General features: G+C 71.6%; 16 protein-coding genes. 5 read left to right on the forward strand and 11 right to left on the reverse strand.

The genetic code is table 11. The features are described 5' to 3' along the window. Window positions 1-65 precede the first annotated feature (65 nt). Window positions 66-470: a VOC family protein gene (locus EDD29_RS08720; RefSeq protein ID WP_123663899.1), complete on the forward strand. Its 405-nt coding sequence runs from the start codon at window positions 66-68 to the stop codon at window positions 468-470. Here the strand turns inward: EDD29_RS08720 and EDD29_RS08725 are convergent. The 4 genes from EDD29_RS08725 to EDD29_RS08740 form a co-directional block, all read right to left on the reverse strand. Further along, a complete protein-coding gene (locus tag EDD29_RS08725) occupies window positions 446-790 on the reverse strand; it encodes a hypothetical protein (protein ID WP_123663900.1) in 345 nt (114 codons plus the stop codon). The two genes, EDD29_RS08720 and EDD29_RS08725, sit on opposite strands and share 25 nt — an antisense overlap. 217 nt (window positions 791-1,007) lie before the next feature. Continuing rightward, complete coding sequence (locus EDD29_RS08730; protein ID WP_123663901.1) at window positions 1,008-1,805, reverse strand: alpha/beta hydrolase; 798 nt, start codon at window positions 1,803-1,805, stop codon at window positions 1,008-1,010. Window positions 1,806-1,870: 65 nt separating this feature from the next. Beyond that, the gene (locus tag EDD29_RS08735; protein WP_123663902.1) at window positions 1,871-3,235 is read right to left on the reverse strand and encodes an MFS transporter; all 1,365 of its coding nucleotides are present in this window, start codon (window positions 3,233-3,235) and stop codon (window positions 1,871-1,873) included. 37 nt (window positions 3,236-3,272) lie between these two features. Next, complete coding sequence (locus tag EDD29_RS08740; protein ID WP_170201321.1) at window positions 3,273-4,049, reverse strand: alpha/beta fold hydrolase; 777 nt, start codon at window positions 4,047-4,049, stop codon at window positions 3,273-3,275. A gap of 168 nt (window positions 4,050-4,217) precedes the next feature. Between EDD29_RS08740 and EDD29_RS08745 the strand changes: the two genes are divergently transcribed. Then, window positions 4,218-5,048 carry an alpha/beta fold hydrolase gene (locus EDD29_RS08745; RefSeq protein ID WP_123663904.1) on the forward strand — a complete coding sequence of 277 codons (831 nt, stop codon included), beginning with the start codon at window positions 4,218-4,220 and terminating at the stop codon, window positions 5,046-5,048. 120 nt (window positions 5,049-5,168) lie between these two features. Beyond that, entirely contained in the window at window positions 5,169-6,191 is a 1,023-nt protein-coding gene (locus EDD29_RS08750; RefSeq protein ID WP_123663905.1) for a zinc-binding alcohol dehydrogenase family protein, read from the forward strand. Window positions 6,192-6,200: 9 nt separating this feature from the next. Here the strand turns inward: EDD29_RS08750 and EDD29_RS08755 are convergent, their stop codons facing one another. The 7 genes from EDD29_RS08755 to EDD29_RS08785 all read right to left on the reverse strand — a co-directional run bounded on the left by EDD29_RS08755 (window position 6,201) and on the right by EDD29_RS08785 (window position 13,316). After that, window positions 6,201-6,401: a hypothetical protein gene (locus EDD29_RS08755; RefSeq protein ID WP_123663906.1), complete on the reverse strand. Its 201-nt coding sequence runs from the start codon at window positions 6,399-6,401 to the stop codon at window positions 6,201-6,203. Between the two features lie 84 nt (window positions 6,402-6,485). Beyond that, window positions 6,486-8,024 carry a glycoside hydrolase family 13 protein gene (locus tag EDD29_RS08760; RefSeq protein WP_123663907.1) on the reverse strand — a complete coding sequence of 513 codons (1,539 nt, stop codon included), beginning with the start codon at window positions 8,022-8,024 and terminating at the stop codon, window positions 6,486-6,488. Window positions 8,025-8,067: 43 nt separating this feature from the next. Continuing rightward, entirely contained in the window at window positions 8,068-9,027 is a 960-nt protein-coding gene (locus EDD29_RS08765) for a carbohydrate ABC transporter permease (protein WP_123663908.1), read from the reverse strand. Further along, entirely contained in the window at window positions 9,024-9,947 is a 924-nt protein-coding gene (locus tag EDD29_RS08770) for a carbohydrate ABC transporter permease (RefSeq protein WP_123663909.1), read from the reverse strand. Before EDD29_RS08770 ends, EDD29_RS08765 begins: the two co-directional genes overlap by 4 nt. A gap of 62 nt (window positions 9,948-10,009) precedes the next feature. Then, window positions 10,010-11,407 (reverse strand): extracellular solute-binding protein, encoded by a 1,398-nt coding sequence (locus tag EDD29_RS08775; protein WP_123663910.1) that lies wholly within the window; start codon window positions 11,405-11,407, stop codon window positions 10,010-10,012. 189 nt (window positions 11,408-11,596) lie between these two features. After that, window positions 11,597-12,634 carry a LacI family DNA-binding transcriptional regulator gene (locus EDD29_RS08780; RefSeq protein ID WP_123663911.1) on the reverse strand — a complete coding sequence of 346 codons (1,038 nt, stop codon included), beginning with the start codon at window positions 12,632-12,634 and terminating at the stop codon, window positions 11,597-11,599. Between the two features lie 124 nt (window positions 12,635-12,758). Continuing rightward, on the reverse strand, window positions 12,759-13,316 hold the full coding sequence (locus EDD29_RS08785; RefSeq protein WP_148085905.1) for a GNAT family N-acetyltransferase: 558 nt from the start codon (window positions 13,314-13,316) through the stop codon (window positions 12,759-12,761). Between the two features lie 215 nt (window positions 13,317-13,531). On the opposite strand from EDD29_RS08785, the gene EDD29_RS08790 reads away from it, so the two are divergent. Both EDD29_RS08790 and EDD29_RS08795 read left to right on the forward strand, forming a co-directional pair. Next, complete coding sequence (locus EDD29_RS08790) at window positions 13,532-14,338, forward strand: SAM-dependent methyltransferase (protein WP_246052624.1); 807 nt, start codon at window positions 13,532-13,534, stop codon at window positions 14,336-14,338. A 109-nt stretch (window positions 14,339-14,447) separates the two neighbouring features. Continuing rightward, complete coding sequence (locus EDD29_RS08795) at window positions 14,448-15,359, forward strand: helix-turn-helix domain-containing protein (RefSeq protein WP_148085906.1); 912 nt, start codon at window positions 14,448-14,450, stop codon at window positions 15,357-15,359. The last annotated feature ends 313 nt before the right edge of the window (window positions 15,360-15,672 follow it).

Genomic DNA, 15,672 nt, shown 5'->3' on the forward strand with positions numbered 1-15,672 from the left:
TGCTCAGAAGATGAGCACTTTGCCGGGAACCATGGACCTTGTTCACCGGAGAAAGGAGACATCCCATGCTGCGAGGCCTCACCACCGTCACGTTCTTCGCCGACGACGTCACCGCCGCCGCGCGCTGGTACACCGAGGTGCTCGGCACCGAGCCCTACTTCGCACGCGAGATCGCGGGATCCACCGCCTATGTGGAGTTCCGCATCGGCGACCACCAGCACGAACTCGGCGTCATCGACCGCCGGTTCGCGCCCGCCCCCGCCTCGGACATCCCGTCCGGACCCGTCACCTACTGGCACGTCGATGATCCGGAGGCCGCCTTCGACCGCCTGCTCTCCCTCGGCGCGACCCCCCACGAGAAGCCCGTGGAGCGCGGACCCGGCTTCGTCACCGCCTCCGTCGTCGACCCCTTCGGCAACGTCCTCGGCGTCATGTACAACCAGCATTACCTGGACGTTCTCGCCCGCTGAACCGCCCAGCCGGTCAGCGGGGCCACGCCCGCCGAGGAGAGCGCGACCGCGACGGGCAGGAGGGTGAGCGCGCTCAGGGACACCCCGGCGACGGACGTGGCGGCTTCCGTCGCGGCGAACGCCGCGAACACGAGGCAGCAGATCGCGACCGGGGCGCGGCGGCGGACCGTCAGCGCGGCGACCGCGACCACCGCGTATCCGCCGAGCGCCAGGGAGGCCGCCCCAGAGGGGTCGGCGGCGGACTGGTGGACGAGTGCGGGGGCGACGGCCCCGAGGGCGACCGCCGCGTCCGTCCGCGCGCTCCGCGCTCTGTTCGCCATGGTCTCGACGGTAGACCGAGGGCGATATATCGGGATCACCCGAACGAATGAGTTCGCCACCCCGCCTCCCTTCCCAGGGAGGAGAGCGAGATCCAGATTCCGCACCGGCCTCACCGCGGTCATCCGGAGGCTCCGCACGAGTCCCGTCCGAATTCCGCGTGCGCCGGTTCTCGCCGGGGGCCGCGCGTCGTCGCGCCGCCCCCGGAGGGCGGGGCGGTCAGCGGGCGTGGGCGAGGGCCCAGTCGAGGGCATGGTCGGCGATGGCCTGCCAGCCGGGGGCGGACGGCATGAGGTGGGGGTAGCCGTCGTAGACCTTGGTCTCGGTGATGGTGTCGGACTTGTAGTGGGCGGCGTTGGACGCCTGGACCTTCGGCGGCATGATGTGGTCCTCGGAGCCGGAGAGGAACAGCAGCGGCGCGCGCTTGTCGTTGTGGTAGTCGACCCAGGTCGCCTGGTGGCCGGGCTGGAAGTTCCCCAGGACGCTGTCGAACAGGACGCGACCGGACACCGGGATGGCGTAGCGGTCGTAGAGGCGGCGGGCCTCGTCGTCGGGGAAGGTGTTGGTGAAGGCGTAGTTCCACTGCTCGAAGCTGATCGGCACCGCCTTGTGGTGGTTCGCCGGGTTCTTCAGTACCGGGAAGGTCGACTTGAGCTGGCTGAGCGGCACCACCTTGACGCCCTCGGTCGGCGCCGAGTTCAGCGTGACGCCCACGGCGCCGAGCCCGCGGTCGAGGAGGAGCTGGGTGAACACGCCGCCCGCGGAGTGGCCCATGATGATCGGCGGGGAGTCGAGCCCCTCGATGATGCCCGCGATCTTGTCGACCACGCCGGCGACCGTCAGGTTCTCGATCGGGGTCATGTCCGCTCGCAGTGCCTCGACCTCGACCTCGAAGCCGGGGTAGGCGGGCGCGATCACCTTGAAGCCCTTGGCCTCGTAGTGCGCGATCCAGTCCTCCCACGAGCGCGGGGTCACCCAGAAGCCGTGGATCAGGATGATGGTGTCGGGCTTGCTCATGACGTGTGTCCTTTCCTGGGGGCGATGCCATGAAGTTAGGCCCGGCACCCGGGCTCGGTAATCGGTCAGATGACTGCAACCGCGCGGGAACCGTCGAAGACGACGTCGGTGAGATCGGCGTCCCGGGTCTCCGGGGCGCGCGCGACGGCGGCGATGACGACGGCCATGCAGCCGACGAGCAGGACCGAGATCGGCCAGGTCGCGCCGCCCGCCCAGGCGGCGAGCGCCGTCGCGACGAACGGGGCCGGCCCGCTGCCGAGCGCCGCCGACCATTCGCGGGCGACGATGATGCCGCTGTACCGGTAGCGGGTCGGGAAGAGCTCGGTGTACAGCGCGCCCTGCACGGCCCACATGCCGCCGATGCCGACGCCGTAGCCGAGCGCGCAGACGACGGCGACGAGCACGGGGTCGCCGGTGTCGAGGAGCCAGAACATCGGGAACGCGAACGCCGCGAGGAACACCGCGCAGCCGAGGAACACCGGCCGTCGCCCGATCCGGTCGGAGAGCAGCCCGAACAGGGGCGTGAGCACGATCGACACGACGTTGCCCGCGATGTTGGCGATCAGCGCGGCCGTCGTCGACAGCCCCGCCGAGTGGGTGACGTACGACAGCACGAAGACGTTGATGACGTACGAGGCGGCGCCGAAGGGCGCGGCGATGGCCGCGGCGGTGAGCAGCGCGCGCGGCCGCCGCCGGACGACCTCGGCCGACGGCATCCGGGCGACGCCGCGCAGGCGCTCCCGCTCGAACAGCACCGACTCCGGGACGCGCGCCCGCAGGTACAGCCCGGCGGCGACGCCGACGAGGCCGAGCAGGAACGGCGCCCGCCAGGCCCAGGACCCGGCGTCGGGCAGCGCCGAGACCGCGGTGAAGACGAGGGTGCCGAGGAGGAGCCCGAGGCTGACCCCGGCCGCGGGCAGCGACGCCCAGAAGCCGCGGCGGCGGGGTTCGCTGGACTCGGCGACGAGCACGAGCGCGCCGACGTACTCGGCCCCCGCCCCGAATCCCTGGACGATCCGCAGGACGACGAGGAGCACCGGCGCGAGCACCCCGACCTGGTCGTAGGTGGGCAGCAGTCCGATGGCGGCCGTCGACAGGCCCATGAGCAGGACGGTCGCGAGGAGGACGGGGCGGCGTCCGGCACGGTCGCCGATGTGGCCGAAGACCATTCCGCCGAGCGGCCGGACGAGGAAGCCGACGGCGAACGCGGCGAAGGCGCCGAGTGAGCCCGCGAGCGGGCTGTCGGAGGGGAAGAACTCGTCGTCGAAGACGAGCGCCGCGGCGAGGCCGAAGAGCACGAAGTCGTAGTACTCGATGACGCTGCCGATGACGGCCGCCCTGGTGACGCGTCCGGACACGGCGGGAACGGGCGGGTGTGCCGCGGCGTCGGCGGAAGTCCCGGCCGCGGGTGGGAAGACGGAGTCCGACATGCCGCTTACGGTAAAGAATCTTGTGCGCGGTTCGGGGCTATTCGGCAAGAAAGTCCAGGACCGTCCGGTTCCACTGGTCCTGGTGGGTGTAAGAGGCGCCGTGGGGGGCGTCGGGGACGGTGGTGAGGAGGCTGCCGGGAATGGCGGCCGCCACGCGGGCGCCGCCGTCCTCGGGCGGGACGAGGGCGTCGTCCTCGGCCCGGACCACGAGGACGGGCAGGGCGAGCCGGGCGAGGTCGGCGGCCGGGTCGGCGGCGGACCACGCGGAGAGGGCGCCGAGCGTGGCCCAGGGGGAGGAGTCCTCGGCGGTGCGGAGCAGGTAGCGGCGGGTCGGCTCGTCCAGCGCGGGCCTCCCGGCGACGGCGAAGATCCGGCGCAGCACGTCGTCGAGCATCGGGACGCGGTGCCGTTCCGCGGCGGACCGCAGCTCGTCGGCGAGCGGGTCGGGGAACAGGACGGGGCTGGCGAGCACCAGCCGGGACACCCGCCCGGACTCCGCGGCGTAGGCGACGGCCTCGGCGCAGCCCGTCGAGCAGGCGACGACCGCGGCGCGCACCAGCCCGAGCCGGTCCACCAGCGCGGTGAGGTCGGCGGTGCGCGCGGCGACGCCGTGGCCCTGCCACGGCCGGTCGGAGCCGCCGAAGCCGCGCGGATCGTAGGTCACCACCCGGTGCCCGGCCGCGGCGAACGCCGCGACCTGCGGCTCCCAGAAGCGCTGGGACAGCGGCCATCCCGCGACGAGGACGACGGGCGGCCCTTCGCCCACATCCTCGTAGCAGAGGCCCACGCGGCCTTCCGTCTCATATCGCGGCACCGCCCCAGGATGTCCGCGCCCGCCCCCGGGGCCATCGGTCAGATGACTGCATCCCGGGATTCCCGCCCGCGACCGGGGCCGAAGGAGTCATCTGACCGATGTGTCCGAAAGGGGGGTGGCCGGAAGCTGTGGCCGTCAGCAAGGACCGATCCTCCCGAGGAGCAAGACATGACAGTTCGTTCCGCGCACAGGTCCCGCCGCACCTTCGGGGTGCTGTTCACCGCGGTCACGCTCGCGGTCGGCCTCGGCGTCGCCGCGGCGCCGTCCACCGCGAAGCCCGGTGGCACGCCGGCCGCGCCGAAGCCCACCATCGTCCTCGTGCACGGGGTGTTCGCCGACGCGTCGGGCTGGAACTCCGTCATCGCCAAACTCCAGGCGCAGGGCTTCCCGGTGATCGCCCCGGCCAACCCGCTGCGGACGCTGGAGGGCGACTCCGACTACGTCTCCAGCGTCGTCGACTCCCTCGCCGGACCGGTGATCATGGTCGGGCACTCCTACGGCGGCGCCGTCATCACCAACGCGGCGCGCGGCCACGAGAACGTCGAGGCCCTCGTCTACGTCGCGGCCTTCGCGCCCGACGAGGGAGAGAGCCCCCTCGGCCTCGCCACCGGCTTCCCCGGCGGCGAACTGGGCGGGGCGCTACTGATCCGCGACTTCCCCGGCGGCGGCAAGGACGGCTACATCGACCCCGCCAAGTTCCGTGCGGTCTTCGGCGCGGACCTGCCCGCCTCCACCACCCGTCTCATGGCCGCCACCCAGCGCCCGGGCAGCGTCGAGGGCCTGTCCGGCCTCAGCGGCGTCCCCGCCTGGGCCACCCTGCCCTCCTGGTACGTCATCCCGACCGAGGACAAGGTCATCCCCGCCGACGCCCAGCGCTTCATGGCCGAGCGCGCCGGCAGCAAGGTCCTCGAAGTGAAGGGCGCCTCCCACGCGGTCCTCATGTCCCGGCCCGACACCGTCCTCCGCCAGATCCTCGCCGCCTACACCGCGACCCGCTGACCCGCGGACGCCGACCCGGAGCCCCGATCGCCACGACGGCGGTCGGGGCCGTCCGCGTGGTGAAGCGGCCCGGACGGGGGTAGGGCCGGGGGAAGGGGAAGATCACGGGGAGGGGCGCCGATGATGCCGGACACGATGCGGGCCGTCGCCTACACGCGCAGTCTGCCGGTGGACGACCCGGGCTGCCTGGTCGACGTGGAGCTGCCGGTTCCGCGGCCCGGACCGCGCGACCTGCTGGTGCGGGTCGAGGCGGTCGCGGTCAACCCCGTGGACGCCAAGACCCGCCTCGGCGACGATCCGGGCGGGACGCCCCGGATCCTCGGATTCGACGCCGCGGGCACCGTCGTCGAGGTCGGCGACGCCGTCGAGCTGTTCGCGCCGGGGGACGCCGTCTACTACGCGGGCGCGCTGGACCGTCCGGGCGCGAACGCCGAGTACCACGCGGTGGACGAACGCCTTGTCGCGCGCAAACCGGGCACCTTGTCGTGCACCGAGGCCGCGGCCCTGCCCTTGACGTCGCTCACCGCCTGGGAGGGCCTGTTCGAACGGCTCGGGATCGCCGAGGGCGCCGGCACCGGGACGCTGCTGGTGACCGCGGCGGCGGGCGGGGTCGGCGCGATGGTCGTGCAGCTCGCCAGGCAGCGGACCGGCCTCACCGTCATCGGCACCGCCTCACGCCCTGAGACCGCGGCGTTCGCGCGGGAGATGGGCGCGCACCACGTCGTCGACCACCACGCGCCGCTCGCGCCGCAGCTCCGCGAGCTCGCGCCGGACGGTGTGACCCACGTGTTCGGCACCGCGGGCACCGCGCGGAACCTGCCCGCCTACGCCGAGGCGCTGCGGCCCTTCGGCGCGATCGTCGCCATCGACGACGACGCGACGCTCCCGCTCGGCGTCCTCAAACCCAAGAGCGTGTCGTTCCACTGGGAGCTGATGTTCACCCGCTCCCTCTTCCAGACCCCCGACCGGGCCCTGCAAGGCCACTTCCTGACCCGGGTGGCCCGTCTCGTCGACGAGGGGGTGCTCCGCACGACGGCACGCCGTGACCTCGGCCCCCTCACCGCGGCCTCGCTCCGGGAGGCGCACCGGCTCCAGGAGTCCGGCACGTCCATCGGCAAGACGACCCTCACCGGCTTCCCCTGAGCGCCGGCCTCAGACGGGCGGCCCGTCCGGTGGGAACCGCCGCCGCGCCCACGCCCGCACGCCGTAAGCGCCGGCCAGCAGCACCGCGGCCACCGCGAACCAGGGCCAGTCCCCGGGCCCGTCGTACTGGTAGATCCCCACGATGAGCAGGATCATCGAGGCCCAGAACAGCACCGCCCCCACGATCGTCGACCAGTGCACGTGCGCCACCCCCTCACCCCCACCCTAAACACCCGCCTCCCCCGTCGCCCTCGCCGCCCCGGCCCCGGCTCCGAGGGAGCCGGGGCCCAGGGGTCAGCGGAGCCAGACCGCGGTGTCCTGGGGGAGGACGCCGTCGGGGACGGGGGCGCTGGCGAGGAGTACCTCGCCGGTGAAGGGGACGGGGACGGAGCCGAGGTTCACCAGGCAGGTCACGCCGGAGTCGCGGGTGAAGGCCAGGACGTCGGGGCCGAGGTCGAGCCAGGTGAGGGCGCCGTCGCCCAGGTGGGCGCGGCGCAGGTGGAGCGCGGTGCGGTAGAGGGTGAACATCGAGTCGGGGTCGGCCCGCTGGGCCTCGACGGTGAGGGTCTTCCAGTCGGGGGGCTGGGGGAGCCAGGGGGTGCCGCCGAAGCCGAACGGAGAGGAGTCGCCGGACCAGGGGAGGGGGACGCGGCAGCCGTCGCGGCCCCGGTCGGTGTGCCCCGAACGGGTCCAGATCGGGTCGTCCAGCACGTCGTCCGGCAGATCCTCCACTTCGGGCAGGCCCAGCTCCTCGCCCTGGTAGACGTAGACGCTCCCGGGCAGCGCGAGGGCCAGGAGGGCCGCCGCGCGCGCACGGCGCATCCCGAGGACGGGGTCGGTAGGCCGCCCGTGCCCCCGGTCGGCGTGGTCGAACGACGAGTCCGCCCGCCCGTACCGCGTGACGGGCCTCGTCACGTCGTGGTTCGAGAGCACCCACGTCGCGGGCGCGTCCCCGAGCGTCGCGAAGGTGTCGTCGATGACGCCGCGCAGCAGGGGAGCGTTCCAGGGCGCGCCGAGGAACGGGAAGTTGAAGACCGTGTGCAGCTCGTCGGGGCGCAGATAGCGCGCCAGCCGGTCCGCGTCGGGGAGCCAGACCTCGCCGACGAGCATCCGGTCCTCGTAGGTGTCGGTGAGCGCCCGCCACGCCCGGTAGATGTCGTGGCACCCGTCCCGGTCGGTGTACGGGTCGAGCCCGTCCGGTGCCGCGTCGGGGTCCTTGACGAGCACGGCGGCGGAGTCGATCCGGATCCCGTCCACGCCCCGGTCGAACCAGAACCGCAGCACGTCGAGGAAGTCCGCGTGCACGTCGGGATGCGTCCAGTTGAAGTCCGGCTGTTCCGGGGCGAACAGATGCAGATACCACTCCCCGTCCGGGACCCGGGTCCACGCCGGCCCGCCGAAGATCGACCGCCAGTCGTTCGGAGGCCCGTCCCCGACGCCCGGCCGGAACCAGAACCGCCCCCGCTCGGGCGAGCCGGGCCCCGCCGCCAGCGCCGCCTGGAACCAGGCGCTCACCTCCGACGTGTGGTTCGGCACCACGTCGATGATGATCCGGATCCCGCGCTCGTGCGCCTCGCCGATCAGCGCCTCGGCCTCGGCCAGGGTGCCGAACGACGGGTGGACGTCCCGGTAGTCGGCCACGTCGTACCCGCCGTCGGCCAGCGGGGACGGGTACCACGGGTTCAGCCAGACCGCGTCGATCCCCAGGTCGGCGAGATGGTCGAGCCGCGCGCGGAGCCCGGCGAGGTCGCCGACGCCGTCGCCGTTCCCGTCGGCGAAGCTGCGCGGGTAGACCTGGTAGATCGCGGCTCCCCGCCACCACGTTTCTGGCATGCTGCCGCCTTCCAATCTGCGAGAGGGTGAAAACAAGAAGGGCTCAGCCCTTGAGGCCGCCGGCGGTGAGACCCGCCATGATGTGCCGCTGGAACGCCAGGAACACCACGATCGTCGGGATGCTCGCGATGACGAGCGCCGCGGTCATCGTCGTCTGCGGCATGTTGAACCGCAGGGACGCGATCCCTACGCTGATCGTCATCCGCTCCGGGTCGGGCAGCACCAGCAGCGGCCACACGAAGTCCCGCCACACGTTGGTGACGGTCAGGATCGACACCACGCCGAGGATCGGCCGCGAGACCGGCAGCACGATCGAGCGCAGGATCCGGAACGGGGAGGCCCCGTCGATCTGCGCCGCCTCGATGAGCTCGCGCGGGATCCCGTCGAAGAACCGCTTGAGCAGGAACACGGTGAACCCGTTCGCGACGGTCGGCAGCCAGATCGCCCAGGGGGTGTTGAGCAGGTCGAGCTGGACGAGCGGCAGGTCCTTCACCGTCAGGTAGGCCGGGAGCAGGATCACCGTCGGCGGGATCATCAGCGTGGCGAGCATCGCCAGCAGCACGACGTTGCCGAAGACCGGGCGCAGCTTCGACAGCGCGTAGGCGGCCGCCACATCGAACGCCAGGGTGAACGCGAGCGCCCCGAACGCGTACTGGAACGTGTTGAGCAGGAACTTCCCGAGCCCCATCAGCTCCCACGCCTGCCGGTAGCTCTCCAGCGTCCAGTCCGACGGGAAGTAGGTCGGCGGAAGCCGCAGGAACTCCTCCTGCGTCTTCATCGCGCCGGTGACCATCCAGTACAGCGGGAACAGGAACACGAGCGTGAACGTGACCAGCACGAAGACCAGGACGGCCCAGTAGATCCGGCGCCCCCACACCGTGTTCAGGTGGTGCGGGGAGACGACCGTGCGGTGCTCGGACCCGAACACCTTGCGCGGTCTACGGCGCGGCGCGCCCTTGCGCGCGGGCGGCGCGGCCGGGGGACGGGTGGCGGTGAGGCTCATGACCGCTCCTGTGGGTCGTCGCGCGAGAAGCGCAGGTAGGCGGCGGAGAACACCATGAGCACCAGCATCAGCATGACGCCCAGGGCACTGCCCGCGCCGAAGTCGTCATAGACGAACGCGTACTGGTACATGAGGTAGACGACGCTCATCGTGGCGTCCTCCGGGCCGCCGCCGGTGAGCAGGTAGGGCTCGATGAACACCTGCATCGTCGCGATGACCTGGAGCAGCAGCATCACCAGGAGGATCAGCCGGGTCTGCGGGACCGTCACATGCCAGATGCGGCGGAAGAAGCCCGCCCCGTCCAGCTCGGCGGCCTCGTACAGCTCGCCCGGGACGCTCTGGAGCGCGGCGAGGTAGATCAGCGTGCCCGTCCCGAGGTTCATCCACGTCGAGACGAGGACGAGGGAGATCAGCGCGGTCGAGGACGAGTCGAGCCAGCTCAGGCCGGGCAGCCCGACCAGGCCGAGCACCTGGTTGAACAGGCCGGGCCCCGGGTCGTAGAACCACTTGAACAGCAGCACCGCGACGGCCGGGGGCAGCATCACCGGCAGGTAGACCACGAACCTGAGGTAGCCGCGCGCGTGCCGCAGCTCGTTCAGCACCAGCGCGACGACGAACGGCACCACGTACCCGCAGAGCAGGGCCAGCAGGGTGTAGACGAGCGTGTTGACCCAGGCCGTCTGGAAGACGGGGTCGGCCAGCACCGTCCGGTAGTTGTCCAGGCCGACCCACTCGGGCGGGTCGACGAAGTTGTTGTGCTGGAGGCTCAGCACGAAGCCCCGGAGCATCGGGTACCAGGAGAAGAACGCGAAGCAGATCAGCGCTCCGCTGAGGAACCCGTACGCGGTGAGGTTCCGGCGGAAGGCCGGGCCCCACCGGCGCTGCGGGCGGCCCCTGGGGGGCCGGGTTGCGACGGCCATCGTTGTTCCTTGGGTGCGGCCGGAGGCGCCGCGGCGGCGCCTCCGGCGTGCTCAGCGGAGGGTCACTTGGTGCGGGCGAGGATCGCGTTGACCTTCTTCTCGGCCTCGGCGAGCAGGTCGTCGATGTCGGCGTCCTCGCGGGTGAGGACCGCGGACATCACCGTGTCGAGGACCGCGTAGACGGCCTGCGCCTGCGGCGGCTCGGTCTTCGGCGGGATGGTCGCGGAGCCCTGCTCGTAGGCGGCGAAGTTGCCCGGGGGCACCGTCGCGTACTGCTGCCGGAGCTCCTTCTCCTTCGTGCCGGAGGCGTTGTCGCCCCACAGGATGTTCTCCGGGATGCCCACGGGCCGGCCGCTCGCCTTGTTGCGCGCGTGGTTGAACTGGCCTTCGCCGACGGTCAGCTCGTGGAAGGACAGCCAGAGGATCGCGGCCTTGATCTGGTCCGGCGACGCCTTCGGGTTGATCATGTAGCCGTCGCCGCCGAGCAGGGACGACTTGGCCTCGGGCAGCGAGGTGGTCCCCAGGTCGTCGGACTTGGCGCCGAAGTTGTTGAACGCCTCGGTGACGACGTCGGGGGCGCCGACCATCATGCCGAGCTTGCCGGACCCGAGGAGGCGCATCAGGTCCTCCCAGCGGTGGCCCTGCTTGGTGCCCATCGAGTCGTCGGCCCAGCGCATGTCCTTGAGGTTCTGCAGGACGGTGCGAGCCTCGGGGGAGTTGAACGCGGCGGTCTTGCCGTCCGCGGACGTGACCGAGCCGCCCTGCCCGTACAGCAGCGACGTGAAGTGCCAGCCGCCCGTGTTGGCCGCGCTGTACTCGCCGTAGCCGACGACGCCGTCGCCGAGCGCGGAGATCTTCTTGGCCGCGTCGCGGACCTCGGCCCAGGTATTGGGCGGGCTGTCCGGGTTCAGGCCGGCCGCGCTGAACAGCTTGCGGTTGTAGACGAGGCCCATCGTGTAGGCCTTGCGGGGCAGGCCGTACAGGCGGCCCTCGGCGTCCTTGAGCGTCTGGAGGAACAGCGGGTTGACGTCCTTGACGTTCTGGACGCCCGCCGCGTAGTCCGTGATGTCGGCGGCCTGCTTGTTGGCGATGATGCTCTGCGCGTCGGTGTAGTAGACGTAGTACACGTCCTCCATCTGGCCGCCCGCGAGCTTCGCCTGGAACGTCTCGGGGACGATGCAGGGGAACGCGTCCTTGCTGTCGATCGTGATGTTCGGGTACTTCGCCTGGAAGGCCTGGACGTCGGCGTCCCAGTCCGCCCGGAACTCCTTGGCCGTCTTCGGCGGCTGGCAGCCCACCGAGATCGTCACCTTGGTGTTCGGGTCGAGCGGCTCGGCTGCCGCGGCGGCTGCCCCGGAGACCGCGGGGTCGTCCTTCTTGCTGGACTTGACGCCGCAGGCGCTGCCGGAGAGGGCGAGGGCCGCGACGGTGAGCAGCGCCGCGGCCTGACGGGATCTCATTCGGTTCCTCCTGGGGGGTGGTTGCGAGGAACATACAGAGACGGGCATCACATGGCAAGATCTGTGCAGATCACTGCAAATTCCCGACAATGAGCCGCAGGTCGGGGATTTTCGCAGGTGGAAAGCACAAAGGCCGCCGACCGGGAGGCGGTCGGCGGCCTGGGGAAGCGCCGGATCAGGTCGTCACAATCAGGTAACGGGCGAGGGGGCGGGTGCGGTCGAACCGCGCACGACGAGCTCCGGCTCGTACAGCAGCTCCTCGGCCGGCACGGAGCCGCGCTCGATCTGGCTCACCAGCATCGTCACCGCGGCCCGGCCCATCGCCTCGATCGGCTGGCGCACCGTGGTGAGCGGCGGATGGGTGCAGTTGATGAACGCCGAGTCGTCGAAGCCCACCACCGAGAGGTCCTCCGGCGCCGCCAGGCCCGCCCGGCGGACCGCGCGGATCGCGCCGAGCGCGAGCACGTCCGAGGCGCAGATGACGCCCGTGTACCCGTCCGCGATGATCCGGGCCGTCACCGAGTGGCCGCCCTCGATGGAGAACATCGCGTGCCGGACCGCCTTCTCGTCGAACGTCAGGCCCGCCGTCGCGGTCACCGCGCGGAACGCGGCGAGCTTGCGCTGCGACGGGATGTGGTCCTCCGGCCCGAGCAGCAGCGCGATCCGCTCGTGCCCGAGCGACGTCAGATGCGTGAAAGCCTGCTCGACGGCCACCGCGTCATCCGTCGACACCCGGGGGAACGCCAGCTCCGGCACCGCCCCGTTGACGAGCACCACGGGCAGCCCCAGCTCCATCAGCCGGAAATAGTGCTCGTGCGGCGAATCCAGCTCCGCGTAGTGACCGCCCGCGAACACCATTCCCGACACCTGCTGATCCACCAGCATGTCCACATAATCCGCCTCGGAAAGGCCCCCGGCCGTCCGCGTGCACAGCACCGGCGTGAACCCCCGCTGCGCCAGCGCCCCGCCGATCACCTCCGCGAGCGCCGGAAAGATCGGGTTCCCCAGCTCCGGCAGCACCAGCCCCACCAGCCGGGCCCGCTCCCCCCTGAGCTGCGTGGGCCGCTCGTACCCCAGCACGTCCAGTGCCGTCAGCACCGCGGCCCGCGTCGCCTCCGACACTCCGGGCCGCCCGTTCAGCACCCGGCTGACCGTCGCCTCACTGACCCCGACCTTCTTCGCGACCTCCGCCAACCGCCGCGTCTTGGCCGACTCTCCCGATCCCATCCCGCAAACATAGCCTTACATCCCGCAATTAACCGACAATATCCGGCACCCCGCAACGAAATCTTGCGTCCTTCCCTGTCCGAAACCGACGTGTCGGGGATCGGACGGGCCGGGAAACGGGGCGTCAACCGGGCCGTCTCCAGTGGCCCGCGGCGAGGGTGTACGCGATTTCGCCGGTGCGGTCGGCCTCGGCGGGGGCCCGGTGCTCGGGGGTGAAGCCGAGGCGGCGGGCGAGCGCCCGGCTGCGGTGATTGCCCGCGTCGGTGGACAGCCGGACCTGGCGCAGACCGAGTTCCGTGAAGCCGTACTCCAGGAGCGCCGACACGGCTCGGCACGCCACCCCGCGGCCCTCGACCGCCGCGTCCACCCAGTACCCGATCTCGCCCGTGCCGCGGCGGCCGAGCCGCAGTGACGCCCCGCCCGCGATCCGCCAGCCCTCGCCGTCCCGGACGACGATCGCCACCGGTACCCGGACCCCCGTCAGCGCCTCGAACGCGTCCCGCGCCATCCGCTCCCGCACCTTCGCCACGGTCAGCGGGTCGGGCATCGCGCCCGGATCCCACCGCAGCAGCCGCGCGCGATTCCCCAGCAGAACCCGGTGGTACTCCTCGGCGAGTTCCGGTCCCCGCAGGACCATCCCCACCCCGTCGCCCAGGTCCCGCACCACCCCGTCGGCTCGCACATCCCACCCCTACCCGCCGCCCGGCGCTCCGCCACCCGAGGCCGTACGGCGCCGGCGCACCGCCCCTGGCGTGCGCGCTTCGCGCGGTGGCGCGGAGCGCGCTAGAAATCTTGTCGCCGGTCGTGTGCCCACGCCCCCCAAGGGGCATCGCTGAGATGTTCACTCCGGTGCTTTTCGCCGTGCTTCCCCCCAGACCCCTCGCCCCTGGAGGCCCCGTGTCGTCCGTGCAGCGTCCCCTTCCCGCCTCCCCGCACATCGACACCTCGGTGTCGCACTCCGCGAGGATCTGGGACTACTGGCTGGGCGGCACCGAGAACTACCCCGTCGACCAGGAGCTCGGCGACCAGATCGAGGCGACCCTGCCCGACATCGTCGCCCAGGCGAGGGCCGACCGCGCCTTCCTCGGCCGGGCCGTCCGGTACGCGACGGGCCGGGGCGTCGCCCAGTTCCTCGACATCGGCACCGGACTGCCCACCGCCGCCAACACGCACGAGGTCGCGCAGCGTGAGAACGAGGCGGCCAGGGTCGTCTACGTCGACAACGACCCCCTGGTGCTCGCGCACGCGCGCGCCCTGCTCACCGGCACCCGGGAGGGCGCGACGAGTTACCTCGACGCCGACCTGTACGAGCCCGCGGACATCCTCGCCCGCGCCGAGGAGACCCTCGACTTCACCGAGCCCGTCGCGGTCACCATGCTCGGCGTCCTGTGGCATGTCCTCGACGACGACGTGGCCGGCGCCGTCGCCGGCACGCTCATGGACCGCTGCGCCCCCGGCAGCCTCCTCGCGATAGCCCACCCGACGATCGAGGTCACCGGCGCCAAGATGGCCGCCGCCATCGACCAGTGGAATCAGTTCGGCACCCCGCCCGGCCGCTGGCGCACCCCCGACCAGCTCGCCGCCCTTTTCACCGGCCTCGACCTCGCCGCCCCCGGCATCGTCTCCTGCCCCGCCTGGCGCCCCGACATCGGCGCCGACACCACCCCCATCGACCAGTACTGCGGGATAGGAATCAAGTCCTAGGTAGGAGACCTTTCTCCCGCGACGGGTAATTCGCCGCTCTCCTCCCCGATACCTGGGTCCGAGCGGAACCGCGCGCTAGGGTCGGTGCACGGGCGACAGGGGCGGCTACTTGGAGACTCGGGCGGGCGCGCAGGCCGACGGCGACGTGGTCGGTACTCCCGTCTCGCCTGTCGAGATGCGCGTGGCGCTCGGTCACGCGCTGGCCCGGCACCGGCTCGCCCGCGGCGTCGGCCGGATCGAGGCGGCCAGGGCGGTGGGCGTCCCGGACACCGCGATCGGCGCGGTGGAGGGCGGCTACCAGGCGACGGTCGGGGTCCGCCTCGTGCTCGCGCTCTGCGACCTGTACGGCGTCGCCGACCACGACCGCCGCATCGACCTCATGGACCTGGCCCGGCAGGGGAGCGCGCCCGGCTGGTGGGCGGGTTTCGACGACATCCTCCCCGCCTGGTTCGAGCCGTACCTCGCGCTGGAGCAGTCGGCGGACCTCGTCCGCTCGTTCGACGCCCAGTACGTGCCCGGCCTGCTCCAGACGCCCGAGTACGCCCGCGCCGTCATCCAGGGCGACGAGGGGACCAGGAACGGCGACGGCGAGCACCGGGTCGCGCTGCGGATGCTGCGCCAGCGCAGGTTCCTGGCGCCCGACGGCCCCCGCCTGTGGGCGCTGCTGGACGAGTCGGTCCTGCGCCGGGGGATCGCCGACCGCAAGACCATGTTCCGGCAGCTGAACCACCTGGCGGACCTGTGCGACCTGCCCCGGCTGCGCATCCAGGTCGTGCCGCTCTCCGCCGGCGGCCACTCCGGCGGCCCGATGATCCTCCTCCGCCTGCCCGGCTTCCCCCCTGACGGCCGTCCGAAGGAGACCGTCTATCTGGAGCAGCTGACGACGGCGCTGTACATCGAGGAGCCGGAAGACGTCCTTTACTACCGGCACGTCCTGAGCTCCCTGTCCACGATGGCGTACACACCGGCGGATACACCGGACATATTGCGGCGAATCATGCGTGATATGAAAGGGTTATAAGGACTTGCTGCTGTCTGGGCCAATTTTTCCCGGTCTGCGTGGCATGCTGTCCTCGCTCTCGATCACCCACCGTCCGTCCGCGCTCGACGGACGCCTGCTCTGCCCGAAACGGCCGGTCAGGTGCATCGGGGGTCGCCCGGCCTCGATAGTCCGAAATGTCTACTCGTTATGGCACCTGCCGTGAACGAGGGCTCTTCGTGTGATCGCATTGTGGTCGGGTGGAGGATCGGGATTCGCTGCGTTATGTCAAGGATGGCGGAAGGCGCGAGGGAGAGTATGGAAAGGGCATTCTCGAAACACCCTCCGAAGAGGG

This window comes from Actinocorallia herbida (assembly GCF_003751225.1).
Lineage (GTDB): Bacteria > Actinomycetota > Actinomycetes > Streptosporangiales > Streptosporangiaceae > Actinocorallia > Actinocorallia herbida.

Bases quoted from the DNA above. Each gene is read 5' to 3' on its own strand.
- EDD29_RS08720 (WP_123663899.1), top strand. From the start codon at position 66: ATGCTGCGAGGCCTCACCACCGTCACGTTCTTCGCCGACGACGTCACC.
- EDD29_RS08725 (WP_123663900.1), bottom strand. From the start codon at position 790: ATGGCGAACAGAGCGCGGAGCGCGCGGACGGACGCGGCGGTCGCCCTC.
- EDD29_RS08730 (WP_123663901.1), bottom strand. From the start codon at position 1,805: ATGAGCAAGCCCGACACCATCATCCTGATCCACGGCTTCTGGGTGACC.
- EDD29_RS08735 (WP_123663902.1), bottom strand. From the start codon at position 3,235: ATGTCGGACTCCGTCTTCCCACCCGCGGCCGGGACTTCCGCCGACGCC.
- EDD29_RS08745 (WP_123663904.1), top strand. From the start codon at position 4,218: ATGACAGTTCGTTCCGCGCACAGGTCCCGCCGCACCTTCGGGGTGCTG.
- EDD29_RS08750 (WP_123663905.1), top strand. From the start codon at position 5,169: ATGATGCCGGACACGATGCGGGCCGTCGCCTACACGCGCAGTCTGCCG.
- EDD29_RS08760 (WP_123663907.1), bottom strand. From the start codon at position 8,024: ATGCCAGAAACGTGGTGGCGGGGAGCCGCGATCTACCAGGTCTACCCG.
- EDD29_RS08765 (WP_123663908.1), bottom strand. From the start codon at position 9,027: ATGAGCCTCACCGCCACCCGTCCCCCGGCCGCGCCGCCCGCGCGCAAG.
- EDD29_RS08770 (WP_123663909.1), bottom strand. From the start codon at position 9,947: ATGGCCGTCGCAACCCGGCCCCCCAGGGGCCGCCCGCAGCGCCGGTGG.
- EDD29_RS08775 (WP_123663910.1), bottom strand. From the start codon at position 11,407: ATGAGATCCCGTCAGGCCGCGGCGCTGCTCACCGTCGCGGCCCTCGCC.
- EDD29_RS08780 (WP_123663911.1), bottom strand. From the start codon at position 12,634: ATGGGATCGGGAGAGTCGGCCAAGACGCGGCGGTTGGCGGAGGTCGCG.